Below are 24,862 nucleotides of genomic sequence, written 5' to 3'. Positions count from 1 at the left end.
ATAGGCGGAGGCTGTCTGCTGCTACTCCTGGCTGCCGAAATCCAGTGTGCGGCCGGTTTCTGCCAGCGTCTTCGTATTGCAGAGAATCTGCCACCATGAACTGTTGCTGGCATCGTAGGAAGGATCATCCGGATGCCAGTCTCCATGAACCAGTGTCAGCCTGGTACAGCCGCCCGCTGGCTCCAGCTTCCAGGAGATGACAGACTCATAATTCTCTCTATTCGTGAGGTAAGCGGGGCCGGTCCTATGGGTATAGCGCAGCGTCTGCTGCGGAACATATTCGAGCAGAGTGCCGTAGACATGTACCGTCTCTTCCCCGGCTGCCCCCGGGCCTACATACTCCAGCTGCTCACCCACAACAAAACTGGAGCGGATTACACTTCCGTAATAGATTTGCCGGACCTTCTCCGGGGAGACTAGAACCTCCCATACTTCTGCCACGGCAGCACCGATATAGAAGTCATACTTCAATTCTCTCATTCCCTGTTCCTCCTGGCATTATTGGATTCATGAACAATATACACAAGGATCACTGACAACTGCGGTCAGTGATCCTTCAGGAGATTAAGAGTCCTTATAATGTTCGGCAAGATCCGCAGCAACCCTGGACAGCTTGTGCTTGAGGGACGCGGGTTCCACAATGGCCAGCGATTTGCCGTAAGGCAACAGGAAATAAGGGGCGTAGCTGTGTAAGGCAGCCTGATTCAGCAGAAACCGGGCACTTCCCGTGCTGCGCCGCTCCAGCGTATGCCCGAATAGCCAGTGACTGCACAGATCGTTCAGGGTGGCTTCGGCCGCTTCGATGACCACAGCGGTTAACTCAGAGTCCTCCTCCGTTGCAGGAAGCAGCCTCTGCAATAAGAAATCTCGTGCCGAGAATCCGTCAGGACGAAGGAAGGCTGCCCCTGTCCGCTGCAGTCCGATGATCCGGTCCACCCGGAAGTTGCGGATATCCTGGCGCAGATGGCAGAAGCCGGAGAGATACCACTGGCCCTTCCACATCACCAGACCATAAGGGTCGATGCACCGGGAGGACGCCGGGGTACCGTTCCCCTTGCGGTATTCCATCTGAAGAGAGAGACCCTCCGCAGTGCAGACTTCCAGTTCTTCAAGCAGCAGCGAAGGGTGCTCTCCAGGGGAGTGGAGGATCGCAAGTCCGCTCTCATGGCGCTCCATCTGCGACAGCTGGGCCTCATTGCTGTAACGCTTAAGCTTGGCAATTGCCCCGTCGAGCGCATCAACGTAAGGGTAGCCGCTCCCCCTGGCAAAGGCAGATGCCTGTACAAGTGCCCGCCGTTCTCCATCATTGAAGAATAGCGGAGCAGTGCTGAATTGCTCCGGCAGCCAGAAGCCGCCGCCCGGCCCGGCATCGGCCTCTACAGGGACACCGCTGGCGCACAGCGCATCGATGTAGCGGTAGATCGAGCGGACGCTCAGCTCAAGCTCGTCTGCCAGTTCGGCGGCCGTTCTTTTGCGCTGCTTCAGCATCCAGAGTATAGACAGCATATAATCGGCTTTGGCCATTGGCTTGTTCCTCCTGGGCAGATAACTGATTCTTACAGCCAGTGTACCTTCAACAACCCGTTTTGCCAACCTTCTGCAGAGCCGCCGGGTGATGAAGCCAGGCCGGGACCGGCCTACGAAGTGGATCGCTTAGACCCGCTGTGCACCAGGATGGAAATAGCCAGCAGCAGCGGGATGGCGACTTGAAACACCGGATCAAGCTTAAGGCTTGGGCCCAGGCCGATGGCAATATGCTGTGTGTAGTCGCGCTCCAGAAAGGAAGCTCCATAGATAACGGCGCCTACCGGAAAGACCCACCACTTGGCCGGTTTGCCGGTCAGCTCCGCAATAGCTTTTACCGAACAGAAATAGAAGAGCATCATCTTAATCAGCAGCCCCAGGAAGAGCTGGATGGTCACCAGGATATCGAGCCGTTCCACAAACTTGAGGTTCGATAAGGTCCGGACAGTTTTGAGAAAAGGCAGCTGGCTGATCCCCGCTATGGTCGGACCGAGAACCGCCACATTGAGCGCGTTCATGAAGATCAGGAACAGACTGATGAGCAGATAGGCGTTCACTGTATATTTTACGGGCACACCAGGCTTATCCCATAGAGACCACAGCATCAGGAACACAATCATCTGCCCGAAGGGGAACGAGACGATATCCGGCAGCGCAGCTTTGACAACCGGCATCAGTCCGCCATCCAAGACAGGACCCAGGCGGGTGAAATCAATGGAACCCATTATTCCAAGCAGCACAACAAGCACAATGTAAAAGAAGATCATCACCGGCAGCAGAACCTCAGGCAGCCTGAAAATAACCTCAGCCCCCTTCCAGATAGCATACAGGGCAAGAAGTACAAAGATTATCATCGTGATCGACATTGGCGTTCTTGGAAGCAGAGTCATTGACGTCAATTCACCCAGATCACGGACATTACGCATGGACTGGTAGGCGAAATATAAGCTGTAGATTCCTCCGATGAATGATCCTGGAACCTTGCCGAAATGGAATTTAAGCATACCAATCAGATCTGTATCCTGAGAACGGTGCTGGATCCACATCAGAAGAAGCAGAAGGATGAATCCGGCAGCAGAACCTGTACACATCGCCAGCCAGGAATCCTGCTTGGCCTTGCCACCAAGCAGAAACAGCGGCGTGCTGCCGATTTCAAACAGCATGATCATGAACGCGATTTGCAGGGAAGTGACCTGTTCTTTCTTGGGCATGGTCCGAAATCAGCCTCCTAACCAATAGATAATGGCTCTGCCTACAGGCTGGAAGAACGCCGTATAGAAGATACCCAGCGAGAAATGGGGCGTTTCAGTAATCCCGCATATATTAATATAGGCGCAATAGCCAAGGATGCAGCCGAACCAGAGCCGGTGCAGCTTGCGGCCTGGTCCGCGCAGCTTGGTCCAGCCCCATAAGAATGCAATCACATAGAGTAGAAGAGTTATGGCTATTTTCATAGTGAAGCTCCTTTACTCCTGCTGGACGGATTTGAACGATTTATTGCTGAGGCCTGTCCGTTCAATCTGGAACGAGACATGCGGGCGGATCTCAATCTCCTTAAATACGCTGTCCCAGCTCTTCTCCTTCTCAATCTGCTTCCAGTGCTTGCGGTCGCTGCGGTGAATTCTCACCGCAAATCCCGTGACGTCAGCACCCAGCTTTTTGATCTCCGCCCAAGAGGTATTCACGAGCTCCGTCACCTGCTGTTCGAGGGATTCCTCCATTCCGGTGATGGCAGCGCGGTCATTCAAATCCATAACGCTACCGAGCTCGGTGAGCACACCGCTGCCTTTGATATTTATATCCATAATATAATGATCCTTGGCCCAGACCGGACGCACGGAAGTAGTTGAATTCTGGAGAATAAATGAAGCATCCGGCTTGCCGCTTATTGCGGGCTGGGATGCAAAGGCTATAGTAGCGGACTCGATATTGTCAGTCATAAAAGATAATCCGAAGGCTTGTTTCTGGTTAAGCCAGCCCACAAACTTCTCACCCTTTAGCACACCCAGCCTTCCCAGCTCCAGGCGCGAGGGCAGGTCCGTAACTCCGGTCTCACTGGTCTCATCCATAATCTTAGGTCCGGTGAGCCGGATTTCCGGCAATACCGCACTGCCGGATTCAGAGGAGAGTGCCATGGCCAGCTCATACAGGCGGGTGCCGGGATAATAGGAGAGGAGCTTTGCTTCCTGCTCAATCATAAGCTGGATGCCGGCGCCCTGATTCTTGGTCATCTGCATCAGCTGATCCAGAATATCACCGGCATCTCCCTGGGAAATAAACATATATACTGTTTCCCTGGCATCCTGCTTGCGCAGGAACAGGTCCAGCAGTTGGTTAATCCCGTGCTTAGCCAGGCTTTCCCCGATGACGGTAATCCGTGAATGAGAGAAGAACATCTCGCGGGTGCTGGTCAGATTGCTTCTTTCAATGGCTTCCATGATCGTCCTGCCTTTTACCGTGAAGGTGAGGAATGGCGGAGAACTTGTACTGCCGCCTCCGCTGCCTCCCATGCCGCTTGAACCTGAGGAAGGATTGATGACCTGATAGGTGGCCTTCCACTCGTTGTTCTCCCAGTCATAAGCCGAACCCGAAGTAATGCCGAGCTCGCTCAGTTCGCGGTTATCCCAGCAGCCGGAGAGAAGCGCGGATAGAAGCGGGACCATGAGTATAAGGCACAGCGTTCTTCCCGGTTTATTCATGTTTCCCACCCTTTCCGTTTGGATCTCGATTTCTGGAACCGGTACAGCAGAACCGCTCCCAGCGGAACCAGTACGTTGAACAGGAAGAAGACCAGGAAACGGCCTTCTTTGTTATACTGGTTGAGTTTGGCCGGGTTTTGCCATGTGAACAGACATTCCAGCGCAATGACCAGACCTAAAGCACCAATGAACGGACGGCTGCTGCTGACCCGGAAGGTCTGCTTGAAGCACTCTACCGTCACAAACAGGAAAATAGCTAATTTCAGATAGATGGACAGCACCCAATAGGAGATAAAGAGAATATCCAGCTTCTCAATGAACCTCCCGATCCGTATGATGCTAACGGTCGAAAATCCGGGATAGGCAGTCAGCTTTGTAAAGTGCGGGCCAAAGGCCATTAAAGCCGAGACTAGTGTGAGCAACATCAGAGCAGATACAAATAGAAGCCCTGTCCAGCCAATGACCCGTGCCCTCGATGGATACTGAAGATAGGGAGCCAGAAACAACAGTACAGCGACTTCGGACATCCATGCTGTCGGCGTCAGACTGGCCAGCGTCAATTCAGCCAGCGTATGATCGAACATCGGCAGTAATTGATGCACATTCAGATCATGGTACAATCCGAACAGAAACAGCGGTGTGAAGAATAAATAGAGCAGAATGACAAGGCTGTTCACTCTGGAGATGGCTTCAATCCCCTGTCTTACCATGTAGATGGTAATGAACAGAATGAGGATAACCAGTACGGTTACTGGTGTATTGATCAGCACATTGTCCTTGAGGAAATTGACGAACTCGCGCAGAATTGTTGCTGTTGTGTCCAGGTAGAACTGCAGCATCAGCAGACCGAGGATGGTAGAGATAACCGGGGAGGTTTTCTCCCCAACCCAGTCCAGAAAAGGAGCCCCATTGCTATAGCGGATTACTGTCCCGACAATGGCCGCGATGAGCAGCCCCGCCAGCGTTGACATAATAATGGACAGCGGTGCGTCTTGTTCAGCATAGCTCGTGATAATGATGGGCAGCACGACGGTGGCCGTCGGCAGAATCGTATTGACAACGAGCATAGCTGCCTGGGTAGTGCCGATTTTTCCGTTCAAGCTGGATCCTCTCCCTGCGGCTTAGGCTGTTCCGTAGATTTTTGATTCGCTCCTTCAGCTGGCTGAGGCTTCTGGTTGGGTCCTTGTCTGCGGGTTTCTTTGCCCAGATCGGTTTTGGGACGCATGGTCATACTCCATAGCGGGACGCGGATGAAGATATCCTTCAGATAACGCGGAATCATCGGCGCTACCGGAGACAGATAGGGAACGCCGAAGGAACGCAGTCCCGCCATATGAATCAGGAGCACCATCATGAAGGACATGATGCCGAACAAGCCGAGCGTTGAAGCGATGAACATCATTACAAAGCGGATCAGGCGGATGGAGTTGGCAATCGCCAGTGACGGTATCACAAAGTTCGAGATAGCGGTAAAAGAAACCACAATAACCATAGCCGCCGAGACAAGACCGGCCTGAACGGCAGCCTGCCCCAGCACCAGTGCGCCGACAATGGAGATAGCCGGTCCGATGGTACGCGGCATGCGTACCCCGGCTTCGCGCAGCACATCGAAGGTGAGCTCCATGAGCAGCGCTTCCGCCAGCGCGGGCAGCGGTACCCCCTCGCGCTGGGCAGCGAGACTGATCAGCAGGGTGGTCGGCAGCATTTCCTGGTGAAAGGTAGTGACAGCAATATAGAGTGCGGGCAGCAGCATCGACACAAAGAAAGCCCCGTAGCGGATCAGCCGCAGAAAGGAGGAGATATCGTACCGCTGGTAGTAGTCTTCACTGGACTGAAAGAAGTTGAAGAAGGTAGAAGGCGCCAGCAGCGCAAAGGGCGTGCCGTCAATAATAATCCCGATCTGGCCTTCCAGAATACCTCCGGCTACAGCATCGGGACGTTCTGTGTTCTGAATGGTAGGGAAGGGGGTCAGGCCACCGTCCTGAATGAATTCTTCAATATAGTTGCTCTCCAGAATGGCATCCGTATTAATGGCATTAAGCCGGCGGCGGATTTCTGTCAGCACCTGTTCACTGGCGATGCCCTTCAAATAAATGATGGCGATTCCGGTCTGGGTACGTTGGCCGATTTTATATTCTTCGATCCGCAGATCGGTAGTTTTGAGCCGGCGGCGCAGCATGGAGGTGCCCGTGCGCAGACTTTCCGTGAAGCCCTCCTTCGGACCGCGGATGACACCCTGGGAGGTCGGCTCGTTAATGCTTCTCTTCTCCCAGCCGGAGGTGTCTGCGGCCAGTGCGACCTGAAGTCCTTCGAACAGAATCAGCGTATAGCCTTCAAAAAGCAGAGCCAGCAGAACTTCCAGCGTTTTGCCTTCCTTGACGCCCCCGACCGGCAGCATCTGGTCCTTGATCATACTGAAGGCCGCTTCGGCGGTAATCGTATCTCCTTTCAGTGTCACATTCTCCATCAATGGCTGGAGCACCGTCTGGTTGACAGAATCGGCATTCACCAGACCGTCAATATATATGAACGTAAGGGAAAGGGAGCTTAAGGATTCATTGGTGAAGTTGCGGATAACGATATCCGAGCTGCTGCCGATCCGCTTTCCGATTTCCTGCAAATTCACCTCAAGTGAGGCGTTCAGCGGGAGCGGTGCGGGCACAGAGGTTTCCACGGGATCTTTGCCTGTCTTCCGGCCTTTCTGCTGATTCTGCGGCATCTTCGGGGGCTCCTTTCTGCTGGATTCTGGATTCTTTGGCTGTATTATCCCCCGCAGGTGGATTCCTTATTCTGCCTGATTTACGGAGTCAGTGGTTGAATTACAGGCTTATGAACGCGAAAAAGGCATTTCTCCAACCTGTTCAGGATGGGAGAAATGCCTCCATATAGATACTTATAGCCGAATATTATTTGGTCTGGACGACCAATGCGTTGCTGATCAGGCGGCCGGGTGTGGTCAGATATTTGCCGTTATAGTAGAGGCCGCTTGAGGCGCCGCCATCCAGATTCATCGCCTGGTACGCACCAGCCTGCTTCATAATTTCCGCCAGCTGGGGGATGGTTGCCCCGCCGGAGGTCAACAGAATCAGCTTGTGGTCGCGGGTCAGACCCAGCGCGCTGCGGGAGCCTCCGCCTGTCAGTATCTTAGGGTCCTTGAAGCCCTCGGCGAGCACATTGAGGGATATTTTGCCGTTCACCAGCAGCCGCGGGCCTGCCTGCAATGCGCCTTGAATGGAGCCGGCGTTGAAGCGGTTCATGAATTCGCTGCCTGGGATCAGCTCAGCCAGCAGGTTGCCGTCATAGGCAAAGACCGTCCGCTTGTCGCCGGGGCTGTTCTTCAGCATTTTGCCACCGCTGATAATATAGCCGTAAGGTGCATAGTAGGTGCCTTTGGTGTAGGCATCGAAGAAGGTGCCGTTGATGGCGGCTGCGGCATTGCTGCGCTTAGCGATGCTGGCGAGCGCCTCTGTCTTGCCGACAGTATTTCCGGCAAGGACGGCATCCAGCTTCACTGACGGATGCAGCAGGGAGACTGTAACGGTCTGCACGGCGAAGGAACGTCCGCCGACCTTATAGGTATGCTTGCCGCTGACTACAGCAGGCGTACCGCTCTTGAACAGGGCGCCGTTCTGCACGGGCAGGGTGGCTGTTGCCCCGCCGCTCGTGAGGGTAAGCGCTGCGGAATCTTTATTCCACTGGAGCTGTATGCCAAGCGTTTGGCTGACGAGAGACAATGGAATATAGGTCATGCCATTCCCGCTAAAGGGACGTTCGCCCAGGGTAACGGACTTGCCGTTGACGGAGGCTCCGGCCTTGCCTGGAGTGAAGGTAATAGACACATCATCACGTGTTACCTGGATCTGGCCTCCAGCAGAGCTTACTACAGACTGTATGCCGGCGAAGCCGTTCAGGAATCTTAGCGGAATGAACGAATGGTTCTCCTTATCAACATAGATGGCAAGTTTGGCTGATGTCGCCGCAGCGGCCCGGGGTTGCAGGGGAGCAAGAAGGACAGTGAGCAGACAGAAAGCGGTGAAGAGGACAGACATTCTTTTCATAGTAAACGAAATCTCCTTCAGATTGTAGCAGTATAACTGCAATTTTGGATGAACCCTGGAATGGACTCCAGAAAGAAACACTTGAAATACAATAATATAGCGGGCTCCGTTGACCGTCAATGGAACATGCATAGAGAGGGATGTTCGTTTATAATGAGATCACTTACGGATATTCGCACAAAGGCGGGAAGCGATGATAACAAGAATAGGCTTGATTCGGCACGGCAGCACACTCTGGAATCAGGAAGGCCGGATACAGGGCCACACGGATAATCCTCTGGACGAGGAGGGCTTCCGGCAGGCAGCCGTACTTGCAGAGCGTCTCAGCGGTGAATCGTGGGATTATATCTATTCAAGCGATATGCTGCGGGCCAGACAGACAGCGGAGGTCATTGCCGGGAGGCTGGGGATTCCGCTGGCTGGTCTGATCCCGGGGATTCGGGAAATGAATGGCGGGTTAATAGAAGGTACTACGGAGAAGGAACGGATCGAGCGGTTCGGCAGCGGGTGGAAGACGATGGATATGAAGCTGGAAAGCCGGGACCTGGCTCAGCAGCGGGGTGTCCGGGCCGTTGAAGAGGTTGCCGCCCGCCATCCGGGGCGCAATGTCCTCATAGTCAGTCATGGCGCCATTCTGCGCAGTACGCTGGCTGGACTTGTTCCCTCACTGGATCTCAGTGTAGTGCTGAAGAATACATCAATTACCCGCTTGATCAGAGATGCCGGCGGCTGGACCTGCGAACTGTACAATGACGTGGAACATATGAACGAATAGACAGTCTGGATGATTCTGGAATAGAAGAGAGTCTCCTGCGCAAAGGGTGGCTCTCTTCCATATGTCCCAGAACATACCATCTCAAATCCTGCAGCGTTTGCCGATAATATTCTTAGCATTCATGCAAAGCCCGGCCTTACCTGCCGGATATGTTTAGAATATGTTCAGACTAACCCTGTACAGTAGCGCTTAAATGCGATATATCATATGGATTATCAGAAGGAGGGCAGAGTAATTTGGAAGAGGCCCGGAATTATATACTGGTTGTATTCTCTATTCTCGTTGGTGTGCTAACGGTGTACAGCATCCTCAGGCTGACGCGGAATTTCTCCAAATGTCACCCAAGAGCCCGCGCGGTCCGCACGAGCCTGGTTGTACTAGTTATTAGTGCCGGTCTTGGCAGCATGCACCTGCTGGGCAAGAGAACTTTGTCGGGGTTCACCGCTGAAGATAGCAATCTGTTTATTACTATGGCACTCTATGCGCTTACGCTCGCCGGAATATTGTACCTGTTCCTGCGTGTGCGTATGCTCCTCGGAGAGCGCGAGCAGCTGAAAGAACTGGCCTACCGGGATACCTTAACCGGGCTGCTCAACAAGAACGGAATGGATCATTTCTGGGATCACTGCAAATCAGGCGAACAGCTTGCGGTATTATATCTTGACCTTAACCGCTTCAAATCGATCAATGATACACTCGGCCATCATGCGGGAGATGTGCTGCTTGAAGCCGTTGGCGGCAGTCTGCAGCAATTTTCCCGTAAAGGCAAACGGCATATCTTCAGGGTGGGCGGGGATGAATTCGTCATCATCGCCAAACGCTGCAGCCGTAAGGATGCGGAGCAGCTGGCCCTTAAGGTTCTGGAGAATATCACCCGGAATTACAAATTGGAGACGCATGAATTGTTCGTATCTGCGAGCGTCGGCATCACTATGAGCCAAGGCAGAATTGACCGGAAGCGGCTGCTCCAGGAAGCTGATTCCGCTATGTACAATGCCAAGCAGCTGGGCAGCGGGCGTTATGCGGTTCATAAGCAGGAGAATAGTCTTCCTCCTGTGAAGCTGGTCAGCAGCTCCAGAGCCCAATAGCTTGTGAAATCCTTCCCGAAATACAACATTTTGCTCATAAAATCGGCTAATCTACAATTGTTGCCGAGGCTGCAATGAATCTGGTATGAGCCAGGTGTGAGACATTGTAGCTTTACGCAGAAACGGATACCATCCCTTAGAGGACGGTATCCGTTTCTGTTTGGTACGGCTGCTGCCTGAGTGCTTCAGACAGCTCATGATCCGGAAGCGGCAGCCAACCCGGCCTTTATGCCAATACTATAATCCCTTTGCTGCCAGCAGACCGGCAAGGACATCCGGGTGGTCCGTAATGATGCCGGCTACTCCGGCCTCAATCAGATAGGTCATCCGTTCGGGATCATTGACAGTCCAGGGATGATAGACGATCCCGCTCTCCGCTGCATCGGTGACGAACTCCGGCAGAACGGAAGAGAAATGGGCATGCAGCGCATCCGCCTGAAGCGTAGCCGCATAATCCCAGGGACGGTATAAGCCTTCGCCATACAGAATGCCGGTGCGGATCTCCGGTGCCAGCGACTTGCAATAAGCAAGGGAGTAGTGGTTGAAGCTGGAGATGACTACCCGCTCACTCATGCCCTGCTCCCGTACAGCGGCTATTACCTTTTCCTCCATACCGGGATATAGGAACGTGCCGTTCTTCAGCTCAATATTAAGTACTGTCTCACGCCCCTGAAGCAGATCCAGCAACTCGTCAAGTGTCGGAATCCGCTCTCCAGTGAACTCAGGACTGAACCAGGAGCCTGCATCGACCTCCAGCACTTCACGAAGCGTCTTATCCTTCACATATCCGCTGCCTGTAGTGGTGCGGCTAAGATTCTCATCATGGATGATTACTATTGCTCCGTCACTCGTCATCTGCACGTCTGTTTCAATGCCGGTTGCGCCAAGCTCAAGACCCTTGCGGAATGCCGCCATTGTATTCTCCGGGGCGACTGCCGATGCGCCGCGATGCGCGAAATTAATGATGTTCATGTACTGTAATTCCCTCCGTCTCTTGGTTGTGATGATGCCCGTGCCAGACGGGCCCCCTTGTAGTGTATTCCACATAACATGAAGAAACCCTGTCCGCAAGCAGCGAAAAGGGTGTGATTTCTTGGAAACTTGGAAATTACCATTGCACCGGCAGAAGCCAATAAAATGAAGGATTAACTCTCCGGCGATAGCGTCTTACTGGAGAGCGGGCTTTTTTTGCCGGGAAGCGTTCTATGTGCGGTATTGAATTACGGCTGGTGTGTTCTTCAGCAATCGCTTAGAATAAGTCTGAACTATACCCATAACAGAAAGAAGCGATACACTTGAAGTTTTGTCTCGAATGTGGAAGCCGACTGGTCCTGAAGGAATGTAACGGAGAAGGGGAGGTGCCATACTGTGAATCCTGTGCTGCGTTCCGGTTCCCGGTGTTCAGCACGGCGATGAGTACAGCGGTGCTGAACAGGGGGCTGGATAGAATCCTGCTCATCCAGCAGTATAACCGCAAGGATTATATCCTGCTGGCCGGTTACGTGAATAAAGGGGAGAACGCCGAGGCAGCGCTGATCCGCGAAGTGCAGGAAGAAGCAGGGCTTGAGATCATCGCTTATGAATATATGCGCAGCCAGTATTTCGCCCCTTCCAATACGCTGATGCTTAATTTCATCAGTGTGGCTGACACGGAGGACTTAAGTAGGGTGAGCGCTGAGCTGGATCATGCAGCATGGTTTACGCTGGATGAAGCTGCGGACGCCATACTGAAGGGCAGTCTCGCGGAGAGCTTCCTGCTGACAATCATGGATAAGCTTAGACAAGGGCGGACCCTTGATAGCTTCACTGCAGTCTCACGCTAAGCATGGTTTCAGGCCGAGACGATATTGCGGATTCTTTCGTGCACCTGCTGCGCCTCCAGAAAGGCTGCGGAGTACTGAAGATCTGTTTTTCGGGCCGGTAGCAGCCTGGGCAGGAAGGGAATAGATACGACAGGCGTGTCCGCGTTGTTAAAATAGATTTTTAGCGTCAGCTCGTTGATCTCTTCGGCATTGTTTCTGGCTTGGACAGCTTCTGCGAACCCGGGGGCGGCGGCTACACTTGGGCGGATTCTCGGCACACTGGTCGTAATCCGGCTGGTTTTGCTGACTTTGCTGAGCGTTAAGGCATTCTCGACGATCTCCGCTCCCAGAATGGTATCGAACGTGTAGATGGTGGCTGTCGCCGGCTCCTGTCTGCCGGGATGCAGCAGACCGATGGCCATAGTCTGGCCGGCCTCATCCAAGGCGATCATATGGGATTCATCAGGTGTGATGAACCGCTGGGGGAACTTAAGATTGAATGCGGACAGAGCATGGATGGTCTCTTTCCCGCCGGGTGCTTGGGGATGGCAACGTATGAACTGAAGCACCGCAGCTGACAGCAGGAGTGAAACGCCAAGTACAGCAAACATGTACATCAGAATAATAAGCACTGAACCGCCTCCTAAAAGGTAACTATTTAATAGATATGCGGAGAGTACATGAACAAATACATAGACCTGGCCTGCCGGGATCATATATTATTTGGGTATTCTGCAAGGCGGGGAATAATTCAGAGATTTCAGGGGGATTCCAGGCATGATTATTGATACACTTAGCCATTTGCTCAAAGATGAGGCTGCATACGGAGAGAAGGTCCAGAGGGGGCTGCAGTTTCTGCGCGATACCGATTTCACCGGGCAAGCGGCCGGACGCCATGAGGTCAATGATGAGATGTTCTATTTCATCAACGAATATCAGACCAAGGATGCCGGAGAATGCTTCTGGGAAGCGCACCGCGTGAATCTGGATCTGCACTATATTCTGGAAGGTACAGAGCGGATCGGCTATGCTGCTGTTGAGCAGCTTGATGTGAGAGATGACTACAGCGCAGAGAAGGATGCAATCTTCTTCACCGGTGCAGTAGAATCTACGGTAACTGCAGGACCAGGTGCTCTTGTCGTGTGTTATCCGCAGGACGGACATATGACAGGGATTGAAGCAGATAAGCCCGAGGCGGTGCGGAAGGTAGTTTTGAAGATTAAGCTATAGTCCATTGGACAACCAGAAACGGCTATGCTGACCCTCAGGGTCCGGTATAGCCGTTTCTGGTTAAGCTGCAAGAACTCATAAGAAGCGAGCAAACAAGAGGAGATAGACGAGAGAAAGTATCAGTCTTTATATTCCATTATATGTTAATATATAGGTGGCGTTGATATAAAGAAACGCCATAAGGAGGACAATGATGAAACGCATGCCATTTGAACGTCCAACCGAGCATTATGATGAACGGATTTTTAATATTGATGAGCAAATTTGTGCGTTGCTAAATACGAACTCTACGAAGACTTTTTGAAGTCGGTATTCGGAACTTTGAGAAGTGAAGAACATTTTAAACCTATGGTTGAACCATCTGGATTCAGAAAACATATCCCAGTCCTTAAATCAATTGAAAAAGATGAACATTTTTATTCTATAATCTCTTTACGACAATATAGCTATGCAAGCGTAATAACTTTTAGCATAGATTGGGACATGACAACTGACCTTTCACCAAATACGCATATACACAGTCATTTTGATTTGTATTTAGGAGAAAAATACGACTGTCGACTGACTAATGGTGGAAGTACATCAGGACATTCCTCCTATAACTATGTAGTATCTCCTCCGTTATCTGATGATATTTCTGGAATTCAATTAATGTTCAGGGAATATAGCGATCCCTTTATGAACAGATCGACAGGTATTGAAATAGTTTTTCATATGGATTGAATTTTCTTTCGCTCAATGATAACAGCAGCGGCCAAGACTTTTCGCCGCTGTTTCTTATAAGTCCATTGCCACTGTTTTTATTGAAGAATATCCTTCCGAACAATTTGACGTTGGACGCACTATTAATCGCTGACGAGCTGTTGATGTTTCTCGCACAGAGGATTCCTCAAAACTTAATCTCCATGATATCTAATAGAGTGACGGAGGTGATGCATAAATGGGAGAAAGACGATGGGGTATTGTCAAATGGTTCAAAGAAGATAAAGGTTACGGACGGATAATGCTAGATGGGTTGGACGGTAAACATGTTTTTGTTCACTTTAGTGAAATACTTCCAGACCCTGTTAGGCTACAAAACGGCTTTCGGTTTCTTAAAGAGGGACAGAAAGTTGCGTTCGATCTGCTCGAATTCCCAGGCATATCAGATTCCCAGCGAAGATCCGCTAAGAATGTACAAATTATAGAGGATTGAAGGTATCGAGACTTCCTTCATGAATGTATGGAATTCGTAATTCATCATTAAATTGATTGGATACGATGGAGGAAGAGAAAAGCATTCTCATCTCTTCTTTTCTCTATTGTGCTAATAGGCAAAAACGTGCGGAATTCAGTTATACAAAGTGACAAAACCATATGAGGTGAACAAATGAAAAAAGCGCGGGTAAATTACTTGTTTATTTATTATTTTACGTAATTGAAAGGAAAAGCAATGAAAGTTAGAATCGGGGCTTTCTGTTTTTCACTTATTTGAAGCAGATATTAGGGCAGTAAACGATCCCTCCTCAACGGGCAGGATGACGAAACTATCGACCAGAATTTATAAATAAAACTGAAGTGGCAATCGAAAAGACTAAAATTTCATTTAAGCTTTCTAGGAGGGGATATTTAATGCAAAAGGCAATCGTTGTTCATTATTTTAGCGACAAAAGGAATAACTTGAATGAGTTGAATCAACTTTTAGAGGGAGGATGGAAAGTGGTCAGTCAGAGTGCCATGTCTGGTGGTGAATCTGGGGGTACGGTTTATTCACTTGTTATTTTAGAGAAAAATTAAGACACAAGCTTGCGCCTAATTGAATTAAAAAAGAAGCATGGTTTAGATGAAATATATTACTTTTAGAATGAATGGGGCTTTTATATGACAAAAGCTTTTCATGTACCATATGGTGATCACCCTTCACAATTCGGAGTATTGCGTATGCCAAATTTGTCTGGATGTTGTCCCGTAGTGATTACGATTCATGGTGGTTTTTGGCAATCGAAATATGGACTTGAAGAATTTGATCCAATTGATGAAGACTTGACTCGTCGGGGATATGCTACTTGGAATATAGAGTATCGTAGAGTTGGGGAAGATGGCGGGGGTTGGCCAGGAACATTTGTTGATATTATAGATGCTGTAAATCACTTGACCCAGCTTGAGGAACGATTTCAGCTCGACCTCTCTCAGGTGGTTATCCTTGGACACTCAGCAGGGGGACACTTAGCGCTCTGGTTGGCATCCCGAATGAACAATGTTCATTCGGATGAGATCGGTAGTACTCTGCTCGTATCTATACAGATCGTGATAAGTTTGGCAGGGGTTTCGGATCTCAGGAAGATGTGGGCTATCCAGGAAGAAAAAGGTGGAGTTAGTCCCGTAGCTTCTTTAATTGGGGATCACCGCATGAAGTATCTGAACGTTATAGGTTAGCTTCACCAATAGAATTGTTACCATTGAACGTCGTGCAAATCTTAATTCATGGTGAATTAGACCGCCATGTCCCCGCTAAATTGAGTGTTGAGTATCATCGTAATGCTATTGAACTTGGCGATAAAGTACACTTGGTAGTGCTTCCTGAGGTGGAACATTTTTTGCTAATCGATCCGTTATCATCGGCATGGAGGGTAGTAATCGATTGCCTTGAAACTTCAAAAGAAAGTTCCCTTTAATGAACTAAAGGGAACGATAGCACCATAAAAATAGGCAGCCGAAATCTTCGGTTGCCTATTCAGCTAATAGGCAGTTGAGCCTAGCTGTCGGAACAAAAAACGGCACTTTTTTAGCGTCAGATTTTATTATTAATTTGGGATTTTATAAAGGTCTATGAGCAATAGCAGCTAGTCCCTTGCTAATCTCACTAATATCATTCGAAATATTACTGAGTACAATAACTGTTATTCCACTATCTAAAAATCTTAAAAGCATTGAGGTATAACCAGAGATTCCCCCACTATGTAAAGCAACTAGCCCGAAAGGAGTGTCTTGTATAAACCATCCGTAACCATATTGTGAATTGTATAATATAGGTTTGTACATTTTGCTTTTAAGACTGGGGGAGATGAACTTGTCCGAATATAAAGCTCTGTCCCATAGATGGAGGTCCGAAACTGTAGAGGTAATATTCCCAGTAGCAAAGGCGTTAGTGGTGTTAAAAAATGGTGAGTATATTAGTGACTCCGACCGATCCAGCTCATATCCTGTTGAGCGATTCTCCACAATTCTAAAAGCTACTTCAATGTCTGAATCTTGCATCCCCAAAGGGTCGAAAATACCTTCTTTAATAACAGAATCATAAGATTTACCGGTTATTTTTTCAATTACCATACCAAGAATAACGTAGTTTGAATTTGAATAGGAATACTCAGTTCCAGGACTAGATTGTAATTCTTTGTTTGAAAAACGTTGGAATATTTCATCGGGGCTTACGTTAACATTAGCCCATTCGTTCATAGTGGGATTTTCGGTATAATTTTCAATACCAGATGTATGAGATAACAAGTGGCTAATTGTTATTTTGTCCCCCCCTCTCTGTGACGGGAAAAACTTTTCAATACGATCATCTAACTTTAGTAAACCTTTATCAACCAACTGTAATATGGAAACGGCTGTGAAAGTTTTTGTGATGGAGCCAATCCTAAATTTTGTTTTTGATGTAATAGGTACACCTAACTCATAACTTGCTTTTCCATGGCCTTCACAGTATATAATCTCAGATTGTTTTGAAATCAAGACCGCGCCTGAAAACAAATTATTGCTTTGATATTCTTTTATATAATCACCAATATTTTCAGCTATACTCGGCAATATTGACACTCCTTAGTTTTCAAAATATTGGTTTATTATGTTTCTCAATGCTTCTGACTGAGATGTTTCATTCGCATTACAATAAGAATTAATTTTTTTCCATTTATCTTCTGTTAGAGTCAAGGATATCTTTTTTGTTATACCTAACCGTTTTTTCCCCGATCCAGTACGTGCCCCCCCTTTATTTAATATAATACTTAATTGCCCGTCATTTCGAGGTATACCTAGACTAATCTCTTTCTTCTGCAAAATACCACACCCACTTTTTTGATATAGGTAACCTAAATCAATTTGTTGTTAAACTAATGATAGCATTAAATGGAAAATGCTACAATAGAGATATTCCTCCCTCAATAAACGATAGCGCCATACAATAGCGGCAGAAACAGTAGCGGCAGAAACAGTAGCTACTATACAACTAGAGGTAGGATTATTACAATATATGGTACTATAGTGGATATGCCCTGTGAGGAGGATATCCATGGAGAAGTTCTACGATAGCCTACATCAATTTGATGGAAATGATCTGCGGTTGTTCCTTTACAATTTGTTAAATACAGTAGATCGTTATGGTAAGGACGGCAGTATTGAAGAAAAAAAGTTAGCAGCAGGACTCGTTAATATACTTCAAACCCAGATAGAGGCGGTTCACAACCATAAATTACAAATGAATGAACTCCAACAATATGTCTATCTTGTTTTCAGCCTCTCTGATGCAGGTTCATTAAAAGTAACTCTAAGTAAAATCGGCAAACGGGAGCTATGCCAAGTCTTAGCATTCAATGAATTGTTTTCAGTTGGACCCATAACTAATTTAGATACGAAAACAAACATGTCTTTCAAGGCACAACTCCAGCATGAAAATGAGCAGCGTGGCTAAAAAACAGAACATCGTCTTTTCATTTATTAACATATTTTAACGGAAAACCGAACACAATTGGACTGGGTGCACTGCGTAGGCCAAATGTAATCGAAAAACCGAACACAATTGGACTGGGTGCACCGCGTAGGCCAAATGTAATCGAAAAACCGAACACAATTGGACTGGGTGCACCGCGTAGGCCAAATGTAATCGAAAAACCGAACACAATTGGACTGGGTGCGCCGCGTAGGCCAAATGTAATCGAAAAACCGAACACAATTGGACTGGGTGCGCCGCGTAAGCCGTGCGTTTATCGCAGTGCCAGACGTATTTTCACAGAAAACTGGGCAGCAGAATAGACTTTTTTGGTTGACGGAAAACGATGGAGACTTTAGCTATGTCCCAGAGCATCTGCTTGCGAAAATGGTAGAGGCAGTAAAGAATATTCCAGAAAGTAAAACCATTGTCATTTGGTGCGCGGATAACGCACATGATCAGACAGGCTTACGTTTCGTAATACATTTGTTGAGAGATCGAAAACAGCCAGTTAATGTTGTCAATGTGACAGAACTCTTTAATGCTACTGGGCTTCATTACAAAGAAGGATTAAACCCCTATTTTAGTGGTTTAATCGATCGAGAGCATTTTCAGGAAATCGTAAAAAAGAATTATGAAGGTGCTCCTCTTGATCCTAACCAAAGAAAAAGGTATGAATCAGAATGGCTAATGCTCTCGAATGAAAATCATGTGCTCCGTTTGTGGAAAGAAGGTTCTGTTAAAGGTACTGATGAATCTGCTCTGGACGAAGTGATAATAAGGTCAGTCATTGAACTAGAGCAAGAACAAGATGAGAATGGGTTTATCAAGGCGGGGAGTGTCGTCGCGAGAGTATGTGATACGTCTCATCAACTCGTAGGGTATTCATTTATTACCAATAGAATATGGAGCTTAGTTAACCAAGGGGTTTTAGAGTTTAGCGGACTGCCAAGGCCCTTGTATCAGTTCTCTGTTAAACTTGGCACCCGTAGGTTGAGCTAACGGATAATGATAGCAGCATGACAATAGGCAGCCAAAATCATTGGCTGCCTATTGAATAGAAGGAGGTCACTATGAAAAAACCATTAATCCGAAGCCTGATTGTAGGACTAATATTTGCATTTGTTTATTATGCTATTCAGATTATTCGCGGGATGTATCTTTCAAAGAAATATGTTCCAGACATTGTAAATGAGTATACGACTATGGATTATCTACAACATAAAATAACATTTGGACATGAATATAGTTCAATGTGGAGAATAATTGAATTCTCCAGTCTAATGCTACTTGGAATAATTGTATATTTTACTTGGAGAATATTGAGAAATATAACCACTAAGAGTGACAAATCATTACGCTAATATTTCGAGCGGAGCTTTCACATCCTGATGTGTTCCAGAGATCATGTTGATCCAGGCAGTATACAAACGTCCAAGGCCCGAAAGCAGTAGCGGCAGGATCAGCAGCAGTACAAATCCCATTCCGCATACGATCCAGGAGCGTTCGTCCGGTGTAGTATCAGACAGGAACACGAAGACATCCGGGTCCAGCACATTCTGGTCATAGGAGAATACGGAAGAGCTGACTTTCTGGACTACAGGCGACAGGAGGGCGCTAATGGCAACCGAGGGCAGGGTAAGAGCAAGGGTGAATCCCAGAATACCTGCGGGCAGCTGCAGTATGCTGTACAGAATTCCCCGGTAAGACTGGCCTTGGCGAAGCTGGTATCCTAATGTCCGCAGACCTTCCCAGCGGAAGGCAGGCGGATGGTCTGGCATAATTTGCTGCGCGGCCCCCCCTTTACCATGAGACCAGGCTTCAGCAGCCTTCTGTTCACTGATCATCATCGTGCGGCACCAGGTTAGTGTCAGGGCCAGCAGAGGCAGCCCAACCCATATAATTACCAGAGGCAGACTTACACATAGGCCTGTAACGGCAATAACAAAAGCGATAATTCCTTTAGGCAAAGAAAGCATGAGCATTTTCCACGCGTTTATACTTCGTCGTAACATCAGGGCAACCCCTCTCCAAATTTTACCTTCTTCAGTATAAAGGTTAAATCCATACAATACACGCACCCGGAGGCGGGAATAATACTGGTCTTTGGTCTAGTGCGGCTCTCCTTTACTTTAAGGTGGCATGGGCAGGCATATTTCTCTAAAATGAATATAGAGTGTGCAGTGATCAATATCCCGGACAAGGAGCCGCGCTTATGAATATCTATCTGGAAATTCCGGATGTGGACAAGCATTTTCCGTTTCGCAGCCTGGTCTGCGGAGGAGATGATCTGACCTATCCGCATTGGCATAAAGAAATCGAAATTATCTATGTAACCAAGGGAAGCCTGAATCTGGGAATCAATGATGTGCCGATCCGGATGGAGCAGGGTGAAGTGCAGTTCATCAACGGCGGAGATGTGCATTATTTCCTGGCGTCAACGGGCAGTGAGCGGGTAGTGATACAGTTTGATCTGAATTTCTTTCAGGAGGTTGCAGCACTGGGAGGCAATGATTATCCGCTGCGGGATATGTTCATGGAGATGGAATTCTCCAGTTCAAAGTGGCCGGAAGGGGCTGCCGCCAGTATAAAGGCTCTGATTGAGAGCATTTATGAGGAGGATACACAGCGCCGGGAAGGCTACGCTTATCTGATTAAGGCCAGGATGTTTGAAATGCTGACGGTTATTATGCGGGAGGTGCCGAAGAGCAGGGTCAAGAAGCAGCCCAAGTTCTCGGAAGACACATTGTCCCAGTCCAGAGAGACGCTGGAGCGGCTGGAGCGGATCTTCAGCTATGTGGAGCAGCATTATCAGGAAGCGATTACACTGAATGAGGTGGCCGGGTACATGGGCTTCAGCCCGTATTATTTCACCAAGCTGTTCAAGAAGAATACGGGGATGACCTTTGTCGCGTTTTTGACGGAATACCGGCTGAATAAGGCCAAGTGGATTCTGCTCAATGAAGACCTGCCGATGTCAGCGGTAGCGGAAGCGGCCGGGTTCGGCAGCGGGAAGACCTTTCACCATTTATTCAAGGAAGCTACGGGGATCTCTCCGCTTAAATACCGCAAGACAATATCCGGGAATAATTGAGCAAGAATGCAGGAAGAAAGCCTGCTTGCAGATTTGTATGATAGAGGTATAAAAAGTAGTCAAAAACTAAAATTAACCGTAAAATTCACCTTTGAAACAGGAGAGTGTCCATAGTGACCAGAGTAACCGTATGGAATGAATACCGCCATGAGCGGCAGGAAGAACGAATCCGCCAGGTCTATCCGAATGGCATACATGTACAGCTGGCCTCTTTTCTGAGCGCAGCGGGACTGGATACAAGAACGGCAACGCTGGATGAGCCGGAGCATGGCCTGACAGAAGAAGTGCTGAATAACACTGATGTACTGGTATGGTGGGGGCATGTTGCCCATCAGGAAGTGAGTGACGAGGTAGTGAACCGGATTCATAAGCGTGTGCTGGAGGGGATGGGGCTGGTGGTGCTGCATTCAGGCCACATGTCCAAAATCTTCATCAAGCTCATGGGCACAAGCTGTGATCTGAAATGGCGTGAAGCCGGGGAGAAAGAACGCCTCTGGGTGATGGAGCCCAGCCATCCGATTGCCGCAGGCATCGGCGAATATATTGACCTGGAGCAGGAAGAGATGTACGGGGCGCACTTTGACGTGCCTGCACCGGAGAGCCTGATCTTTGTCGGCTGGTTCGAAGGCGGTAATGTGTTCCCGAGCGGATCAACGTACCGGCGCGGCAGCGGGAATATTTTCTATTTCCAGCCCGGCCACGAGTCCTATCCAACCTATTACAACAAGGAAATTCAGCAGGTTATCATCAACGGCGTGAACTGGTGTGCTCCGGTCAAGCGTGATGTTCCGGTGTACGGCCATTCCGAGGCACTGGAGCCGATTAGAAGCACAGTAGGTGTATAACCTCTAGCCTTGCAGTCGATAGAAAAGTTACCCGTCAGACCTAACGGTTTGGCGGTTTTTTGTGCTGCTGCGCTTAACGGATACAACAATCCTTAAAAATGCTTCAGTATAGGGAGGTTCGAGTAGCACTACGTACAACATTTTCATTTTGAGGCTGGCCTTCACAAATTTGGATGGTGAACATTTCGATGCATCAGCCTGCGGAATCCTTTATACTGAATGAAATTTATTGGATCGTGGAAGAGGCTGATGATATGTGGCGGTGGAACAACTAGAGGCAGCGGGCGGCTGGGATAGAAATGACCGGGCGCGGCGTGGATGATTAGGAACAAGATAAAACAAGGAAGGGAAGGAGCGTGAATTATGCTGCTAGAGGTCATAGCCACGACAGTAAGTGATGCAATCACAGCAGAACGTTATGGAGCGGACCGGATCGAGTTGATTACCGGGATCCGTGAAGGCGGATTAACACCCAGCCTAGGGCTGATTGAAGCTGTGCGGGAGGCAGTCAGTATTCCCGTAAGAGTGATGGTGAGGCCGCATGCATATTCCTTCATGTATGACCCATCCGACGCAGAAACGATGCTGCGCGATATCCGCCACATTGCCGGGATAGGCGGCTTATCCCTGGTTATGGGTATGCTCCGCAGTGACCAGACTGTAGATGAAGAACTGCTAATCCGGCTGCTTGATGCTGCGGACGGAATGGAGGTTACGTACCACCGGGCCTTTGATGAGGTGCGGGATCAGCTTGAGGCCCTAGAGGTTTTGAAGCGGTATCCGCAGATTACGGATATATTGACCTCCGGCGGCAGTGCCGTAGCTACTTCGCCGGAGGGAATGGCACGGATTGCCGTACTGCAGCAGCTGTCTGCAGATACTCCGCTATCCATCCTGGCCGGCAGCGGCTTAAACGCTGCAAGCCTGAAGGATTTCCTTGCCCATACCGCAGTCAGCCGGGTACACTTCGGCTCAGCAGTCCGGTTGGACGGTGATCCGCTGAAGCCTGTTGACCCCCGGCGGCTGGAAGCTGTCCGCAGGATACTCCAGCCATAGAAGAGGTGAGCTTTGGCACTTTGACATAACGGACGTTGCATGAACTGCGCAAAGAGCAGAAGCTGGAACGGAGAGCTGAAATGGAGCCGGGCCGCAGGCGGCCGCACTATAGAACTGCCGGAAGCGAAGCCGGCCTGGGCATTCTGTTGCTGAAAATCAAGGACTTTACTCCTGAAGCGGCAAAATAAACATTTGAGCTGTAGAGAGGCGGCAACCTAAGCCACTGCCCGGGCTACCCGCCCGCTCCCCCCAGCAGCCTGGGCAGCAGGGTCAACAGCCGCTCGCGGGTCAGGGCATCGCCGGAATTCCATTTGGCGCCGTCGAGCATATAGACGCGGCCCTCCTGTACGGCGGGCAGGCTGTTCCACAGCGGCGTCCGCAGCAGCTGCTCCATGGCTTCCCGCGAGTCCGGGCGCTCCGGGATGAGCATGAAGACGCGGTCCCCCGCGTAGCTGTGCAGCTTCGCCGGATCAACCTCGCCGAAGCCAAGCCCCTGGTCCAGCAGGCCCTTAATCTCTGCCGTCGGCTGCAGGCCGCCGGGAGCATACAGGGCCGTGGACAGTCCGGTCATCGCCATAGCGAACAGGCGGTTGCCATGGTCGTAGACCAGCGCGGATGCGGTTTCTCCCGGCTGGAGTCCCTCTGCGTACAGACGCTGCCACATGGCAGCGTTTTTGGCGTGATAGGCCTCCAGCCAGGCTTCCGCTTCACGCTGCCTGCCGAGCCACCCGCCAAGTATCCGCAGCCGCTGCTCGAGCGGCGCGAACGAATCGAAGGTGAGGGTCGGGGCGATACCGGAGACGCGCGTATAGGCGCGCTCGTCCGAATTCGCGATAATAATCAGGTCAGGGCTGATCAGCCGGGTCAGCTGCGGGTCCAGCGGGAAGCCGACATTGGCCAGATTCTTGACCCGGTGCTTATAGACGCTGTTCCGGGCGAAGGCCTCATCGCCTCCGGCAGGCTTGACTCCCAGCGCCAGCAAATCTCCCAGTGTCTCCCCGTGGTAGACAATCCGCTTCGGCCGCTCCGGAATTTCCACTTCATGCCCCGTCCAATCCTTGACGGTAACTTTGCGCTGCTGGGCCTGGGCATACTGCCCGGGCGTGACTCCCGTCTTCTGCCGGAAGCGGCGGCTGAAGTAATATTCATCGGAGAAGCCGACCAGCCGGGCGATTTCGCGCAGCGGCTCGGCCGATTCCTGCAGATAGTTCTTGGAGTGCCCGATGCGCAAATCGGTCAGATAATCGAGCGGCCGCTTGCCGGTCAGCTTCTGGAAGATAGGGGTGTATTGCCAGGGAGAGACCTGTGCCAGCTCCGCAAGCTGCTTCACCGTAATGCTCTCCATATAATGATCCTGCAGGAATTGGATCGTACTCTCCACGGATTGCGCGGGACTGGGCAGCTGGCGGGTGGAGTAATTATGTTCAAACAGCAGGAGCAGCAGCTCCTGGAACTGTAGCTGCTGTCTGAAATACTGGAGCTCGTCCCCGCTGCCCGGGTTCGCAAGCAGCTCTTCCGCGAGCCGGATCACCCGGGTGAAAGGGTGGACGATTAGCTCTTTCCGGCCCGGCAGCAATTCAGCTGTATGGGAAGCAGGGGAATCTCCAGCCGTAATAGCGGCAAAGGATATCAAATAATAGTATAGTGTCATTTCTGCGTTATCCGTACTGTAGGAAGTTCCGGGGGACAGCAGACAACACTTGTCTGCATGTACTGAAAGGGCCGGCTGCTCCCCGATACAGAGCTCACCGCGGCCTCCGGTAAAGATCAGAAGTGTATGCTGACCGGCAGTCTGCACAGCGGACACAGTGTTGGCACTCTGGATTACCAGCTCAATGCCCTTCAGCTGAAACAGCAGGGAGCGGAGCGGAACCGCCGGCAGGGCCGGAGCCGCTGCGAGTGCGGAGGCGGGGGGGAGTCCCGGATTCAAGGCATTCTGTCTCAAGGCTCAGCACTCCTTTCAGGGCAGTTGAATTTAGATGTATATTGAGAACGATTATCAAT

The 24,862-nt window shown here is 49.9% G+C and carries 27 protein-coding genes; 13 read left to right on the top strand and 14 right to left on the bottom strand.

Annotation, left to right across the window (positions count from 1 at the left end; genetic code table 11):
• Positions 1-21: 21 nt before the first annotated feature.
• The 8 genes from MKZ24_RS32055 to MKZ24_RS32020 all read right to left on the bottom strand — a co-directional run bounded on the left by MKZ24_RS32055 (position 22) and on the right by MKZ24_RS32020 (position 8,281).
• Positions 22-480, bottom strand: a complete 459-nt coding sequence (locus MKZ24_RS32055; RefSeq protein ID WP_042233038.1) for an SRPBCC domain-containing protein — start codon at positions 478-480, stop codon at positions 22-24.
• 84 nt (positions 481-564) lie between these two features.
• The gene (locus MKZ24_RS32050) at positions 565-1,524 is read right to left on the bottom strand and encodes a helix-turn-helix transcriptional regulator (protein WP_042233040.1); all 960 of its coding nucleotides are present in this window, start codon (positions 1,522-1,524) and stop codon (positions 565-567) included.
• Positions 1,525-1,637: 113 nt separating this feature from the next.
• Positions 1,638-2,735: a GerAB/ArcD/ProY family transporter gene (locus MKZ24_RS32045; protein WP_042233042.1), complete on the bottom strand. Its 1,098-nt coding sequence runs from the start codon at positions 2,733-2,735 to the stop codon at positions 1,638-1,640.
• A 9-nt stretch (positions 2,736-2,744) separates the two neighbouring features.
• Entirely contained in the window at positions 2,745-2,978 is a 234-nt protein-coding gene (locus MKZ24_RS32040; protein WP_042233044.1) for a hypothetical protein, read from the bottom strand.
• Positions 2,979-2,990: 12 nt separating this feature from the next.
• Positions 2,991-4,223: a Ger(x)C family spore germination protein gene (locus MKZ24_RS32035; RefSeq protein WP_340789866.1), complete on the bottom strand. Its 1,233-nt coding sequence runs from the start codon at positions 4,221-4,223 to the stop codon at positions 2,991-2,993.
• Positions 4,220-5,323, bottom strand: coding sequence for a GerAB/ArcD/ProY family transporter (locus tag MKZ24_RS32030; protein WP_340789864.1), 1,104 nt, complete (start codon positions 5,321-5,323; stop codon positions 4,220-4,222). The genes MKZ24_RS32035 and MKZ24_RS32030 overlap by 4 nt, the downstream gene beginning before the upstream one ends.
• Positions 5,320-6,942, bottom strand: coding sequence for a spore germination protein (locus MKZ24_RS32025; RefSeq protein WP_081956386.1), 1,623 nt, complete (start codon positions 6,940-6,942; stop codon positions 5,320-5,322). Before MKZ24_RS32025 ends, MKZ24_RS32030 begins: the two co-directional genes overlap by 4 nt.
• 187 nt (positions 6,943-7,129) lie before the next feature.
• A complete protein-coding gene (locus tag MKZ24_RS32020; protein ID WP_042233049.1) occupies positions 7,130-8,281 on the bottom strand; it encodes a phosphodiester glycosidase family protein in 1,152 nt (383 codons plus the stop codon).
• A gap of 193 nt (positions 8,282-8,474) precedes the next feature.
• Here MKZ24_RS32020 and MKZ24_RS32015 point away from each other — a divergent pair, with 193 nt between their 5' ends.
• Positions 8,475-9,056 (top strand): histidine phosphatase family protein, encoded by a 582-nt coding sequence (locus MKZ24_RS32015; RefSeq protein WP_331281899.1) that lies wholly within the window; start codon positions 8,475-8,477, stop codon positions 9,054-9,056.
• A gap of 236 nt (positions 9,057-9,292) precedes the next feature.
• Positions 9,293-10,144, top strand: a complete 852-nt coding sequence (locus MKZ24_RS32010) for a GGDEF domain-containing protein (RefSeq protein ID WP_052416008.1) — start codon at positions 9,293-9,295, stop codon at positions 10,142-10,144.
• Positions 10,145-10,381: 237 nt separating this feature from the next.
• Here the strand turns inward: MKZ24_RS32010 and MKZ24_RS32005 are convergent, their stop codons facing one another.
• A complete protein-coding gene (locus tag MKZ24_RS32005) occupies positions 10,382-11,116 on the bottom strand; it encodes a glycerophosphodiester phosphodiesterase (protein WP_042233051.1) in 735 nt (244 codons plus the stop codon).
• A 386-nt stretch (positions 11,117-11,502) separates the two neighbouring features.
• Between MKZ24_RS32005 and MKZ24_RS32000 the strand changes: the two genes are divergently transcribed.
• A complete protein-coding gene (locus MKZ24_RS32000; RefSeq protein ID WP_340789859.1) occupies positions 11,503-11,967 on the top strand; it encodes an NAD(+) diphosphatase in 465 nt (154 codons plus the stop codon).
• An 8-nt stretch (positions 11,968-11,975) separates the two neighbouring features.
• Here the strand turns inward: MKZ24_RS32000 and MKZ24_RS31995 are convergent, their stop codons facing one another.
• Entirely contained in the window at positions 11,976-12,578 is a 603-nt protein-coding gene (locus MKZ24_RS31995; protein WP_042233056.1) for a hypothetical protein, read from the bottom strand.
• A 145-nt stretch (positions 12,579-12,723) separates the two neighbouring features.
• Here MKZ24_RS31995 and MKZ24_RS31990 point away from each other — a divergent pair, with 145 nt between their 5' ends.
• The 5 genes from MKZ24_RS31990 to MKZ24_RS31970 all read left to right on the top strand — a co-directional run bounded on the left by MKZ24_RS31990 (position 12,724) and on the right by MKZ24_RS31970 (position 15,591).
• The gene (locus MKZ24_RS31990; RefSeq protein ID WP_042233057.1) at positions 12,724-13,176 is read left to right on the top strand and encodes a YhcH/YjgK/YiaL family protein; all 453 of its coding nucleotides are present in this window, start codon (positions 12,724-12,726) and stop codon (positions 13,174-13,176) included.
• A gap of 321 nt (positions 13,177-13,497) precedes the next feature.
• Complete coding sequence (locus MKZ24_RS31985; RefSeq protein ID WP_340789857.1) at positions 13,498-13,899, top strand: hypothetical protein; 402 nt, start codon at positions 13,498-13,500, stop codon at positions 13,897-13,899.
• Positions 13,900-14,116: 217 nt separating this feature from the next.
• Positions 14,117-14,371: a cold-shock protein gene (locus MKZ24_RS31980; protein WP_340789856.1), complete on the top strand. Its 255-nt coding sequence runs from the start codon at positions 14,117-14,119 to the stop codon at positions 14,369-14,371.
• Positions 14,372-14,787: 416 nt separating this feature from the next.
• Positions 14,788-14,952 carry a hypothetical protein gene (locus tag MKZ24_RS31975; protein WP_179086387.1) on the top strand — a complete coding sequence of 55 codons (165 nt, stop codon included), beginning with the start codon at positions 14,788-14,790 and terminating at the stop codon, positions 14,950-14,952.
• A gap of 84 nt (positions 14,953-15,036) precedes the next feature.
• The gene (locus MKZ24_RS31970; RefSeq protein WP_340789854.1) at positions 15,037-15,591 is read left to right on the top strand and encodes an alpha/beta hydrolase; all 555 of its coding nucleotides are present in this window, start codon (positions 15,037-15,039) and stop codon (positions 15,589-15,591) included.
• A 381-nt stretch (positions 15,592-15,972) separates the two neighbouring features.
• On the opposite strand, the gene MKZ24_RS31965 is transcribed toward MKZ24_RS31970, so the two are convergent.
• Positions 15,973-16,965, bottom strand: coding sequence for a serine hydrolase domain-containing protein (locus MKZ24_RS31965; protein ID WP_340789852.1), 993 nt, complete (start codon positions 16,963-16,965; stop codon positions 15,973-15,975).
• 481 nt (positions 16,966-17,446) lie between these two features.
• On the opposite strand from MKZ24_RS31965, the gene MKZ24_RS31960 reads away from it, so the two are divergent.
• Positions 17,447-17,845 carry a DUF1835 domain-containing protein gene (locus MKZ24_RS31960; RefSeq protein WP_042233060.1) on the top strand — a complete coding sequence of 133 codons (399 nt, stop codon included), beginning with the start codon at positions 17,447-17,449 and terminating at the stop codon, positions 17,843-17,845.
• Positions 17,846-17,864: 19 nt separating this feature from the next.
• On the opposite strand, the gene MKZ24_RS31955 is transcribed toward MKZ24_RS31960, so the two are convergent.
• Positions 17,865-18,104 (bottom strand): hypothetical protein, encoded by a 240-nt coding sequence (locus tag MKZ24_RS31955; RefSeq protein WP_156122961.1) that lies wholly within the window; start codon positions 18,102-18,104, stop codon positions 17,865-17,867.
• 11 nt (positions 18,105-18,115) lie between these two features.
• Here MKZ24_RS31955 and MKZ24_RS31950 point away from each other — a divergent pair, with 11 nt between their 5' ends.
• Positions 18,116-18,865 (top strand): DUF1835 domain-containing protein, encoded by a 750-nt coding sequence (locus MKZ24_RS31950; RefSeq protein ID WP_340790262.1) that lies wholly within the window; start codon positions 18,116-18,118, stop codon positions 18,863-18,865.
• A gap of 353 nt (positions 18,866-19,218) precedes the next feature.
• On the opposite strand, the gene MKZ24_RS31945 is transcribed toward MKZ24_RS31950, so the two are convergent.
• Entirely contained in the window at positions 19,219-19,878 is a 660-nt protein-coding gene (locus MKZ24_RS31945; RefSeq protein WP_081956389.1) for a sensor domain-containing protein, read from the bottom strand.
• A gap of 200 nt (positions 19,879-20,078) precedes the next feature.
• Here MKZ24_RS31945 and MKZ24_RS31940 point away from each other — a divergent pair, with 200 nt between their 5' ends.
• From MKZ24_RS31940 to MKZ24_RS31930, 3 genes are all read left to right on the top strand, one after another.
• The gene (locus MKZ24_RS31940; RefSeq protein ID WP_042233066.1) at positions 20,079-20,957 is read left to right on the top strand and encodes an AraC family transcriptional regulator; all 879 of its coding nucleotides are present in this window, start codon (positions 20,079-20,081) and stop codon (positions 20,955-20,957) included.
• A gap of 113 nt (positions 20,958-21,070) precedes the next feature.
• Entirely contained in the window at positions 21,071-21,802 is a 732-nt protein-coding gene (locus tag MKZ24_RS31935) for a ThuA domain-containing protein (protein WP_039309665.1), read from the top strand.
• A 363-nt stretch (positions 21,803-22,165) separates the two neighbouring features.
• Positions 22,166-22,858: a copper homeostasis protein CutC gene (locus MKZ24_RS31930; protein WP_340789847.1), complete on the top strand. Its 693-nt coding sequence runs from the start codon at positions 22,166-22,168 to the stop codon at positions 22,856-22,858.
• A 232-nt stretch (positions 22,859-23,090) separates the two neighbouring features.
• Here the strand turns inward: MKZ24_RS31930 and MKZ24_RS31925 are convergent, their stop codons facing one another.
• On the bottom strand, positions 23,091-24,803 hold the full coding sequence (locus MKZ24_RS31925) for a helix-turn-helix domain-containing protein (protein WP_340789845.1): 1,713 nt from the start codon (positions 24,801-24,803) through the stop codon (positions 23,091-23,093).
• Positions 24,804-24,862: the final 59 nt, after the last annotated feature.

Origin of the sequence: Paenibacillus sp. FSL R7-0297 (genome assembly GCF_038009025.1) — a bacterium.
Classification (GTDB): domain Bacteria; phylum Bacillota; class Bacilli; order Paenibacillales; family Paenibacillaceae; genus Paenibacillus_AQ.
The sequence above is the reverse complement of the archived record's forward strand: the minus strand, read 5'-3'. Positions and strand labels throughout refer to the sequence as shown.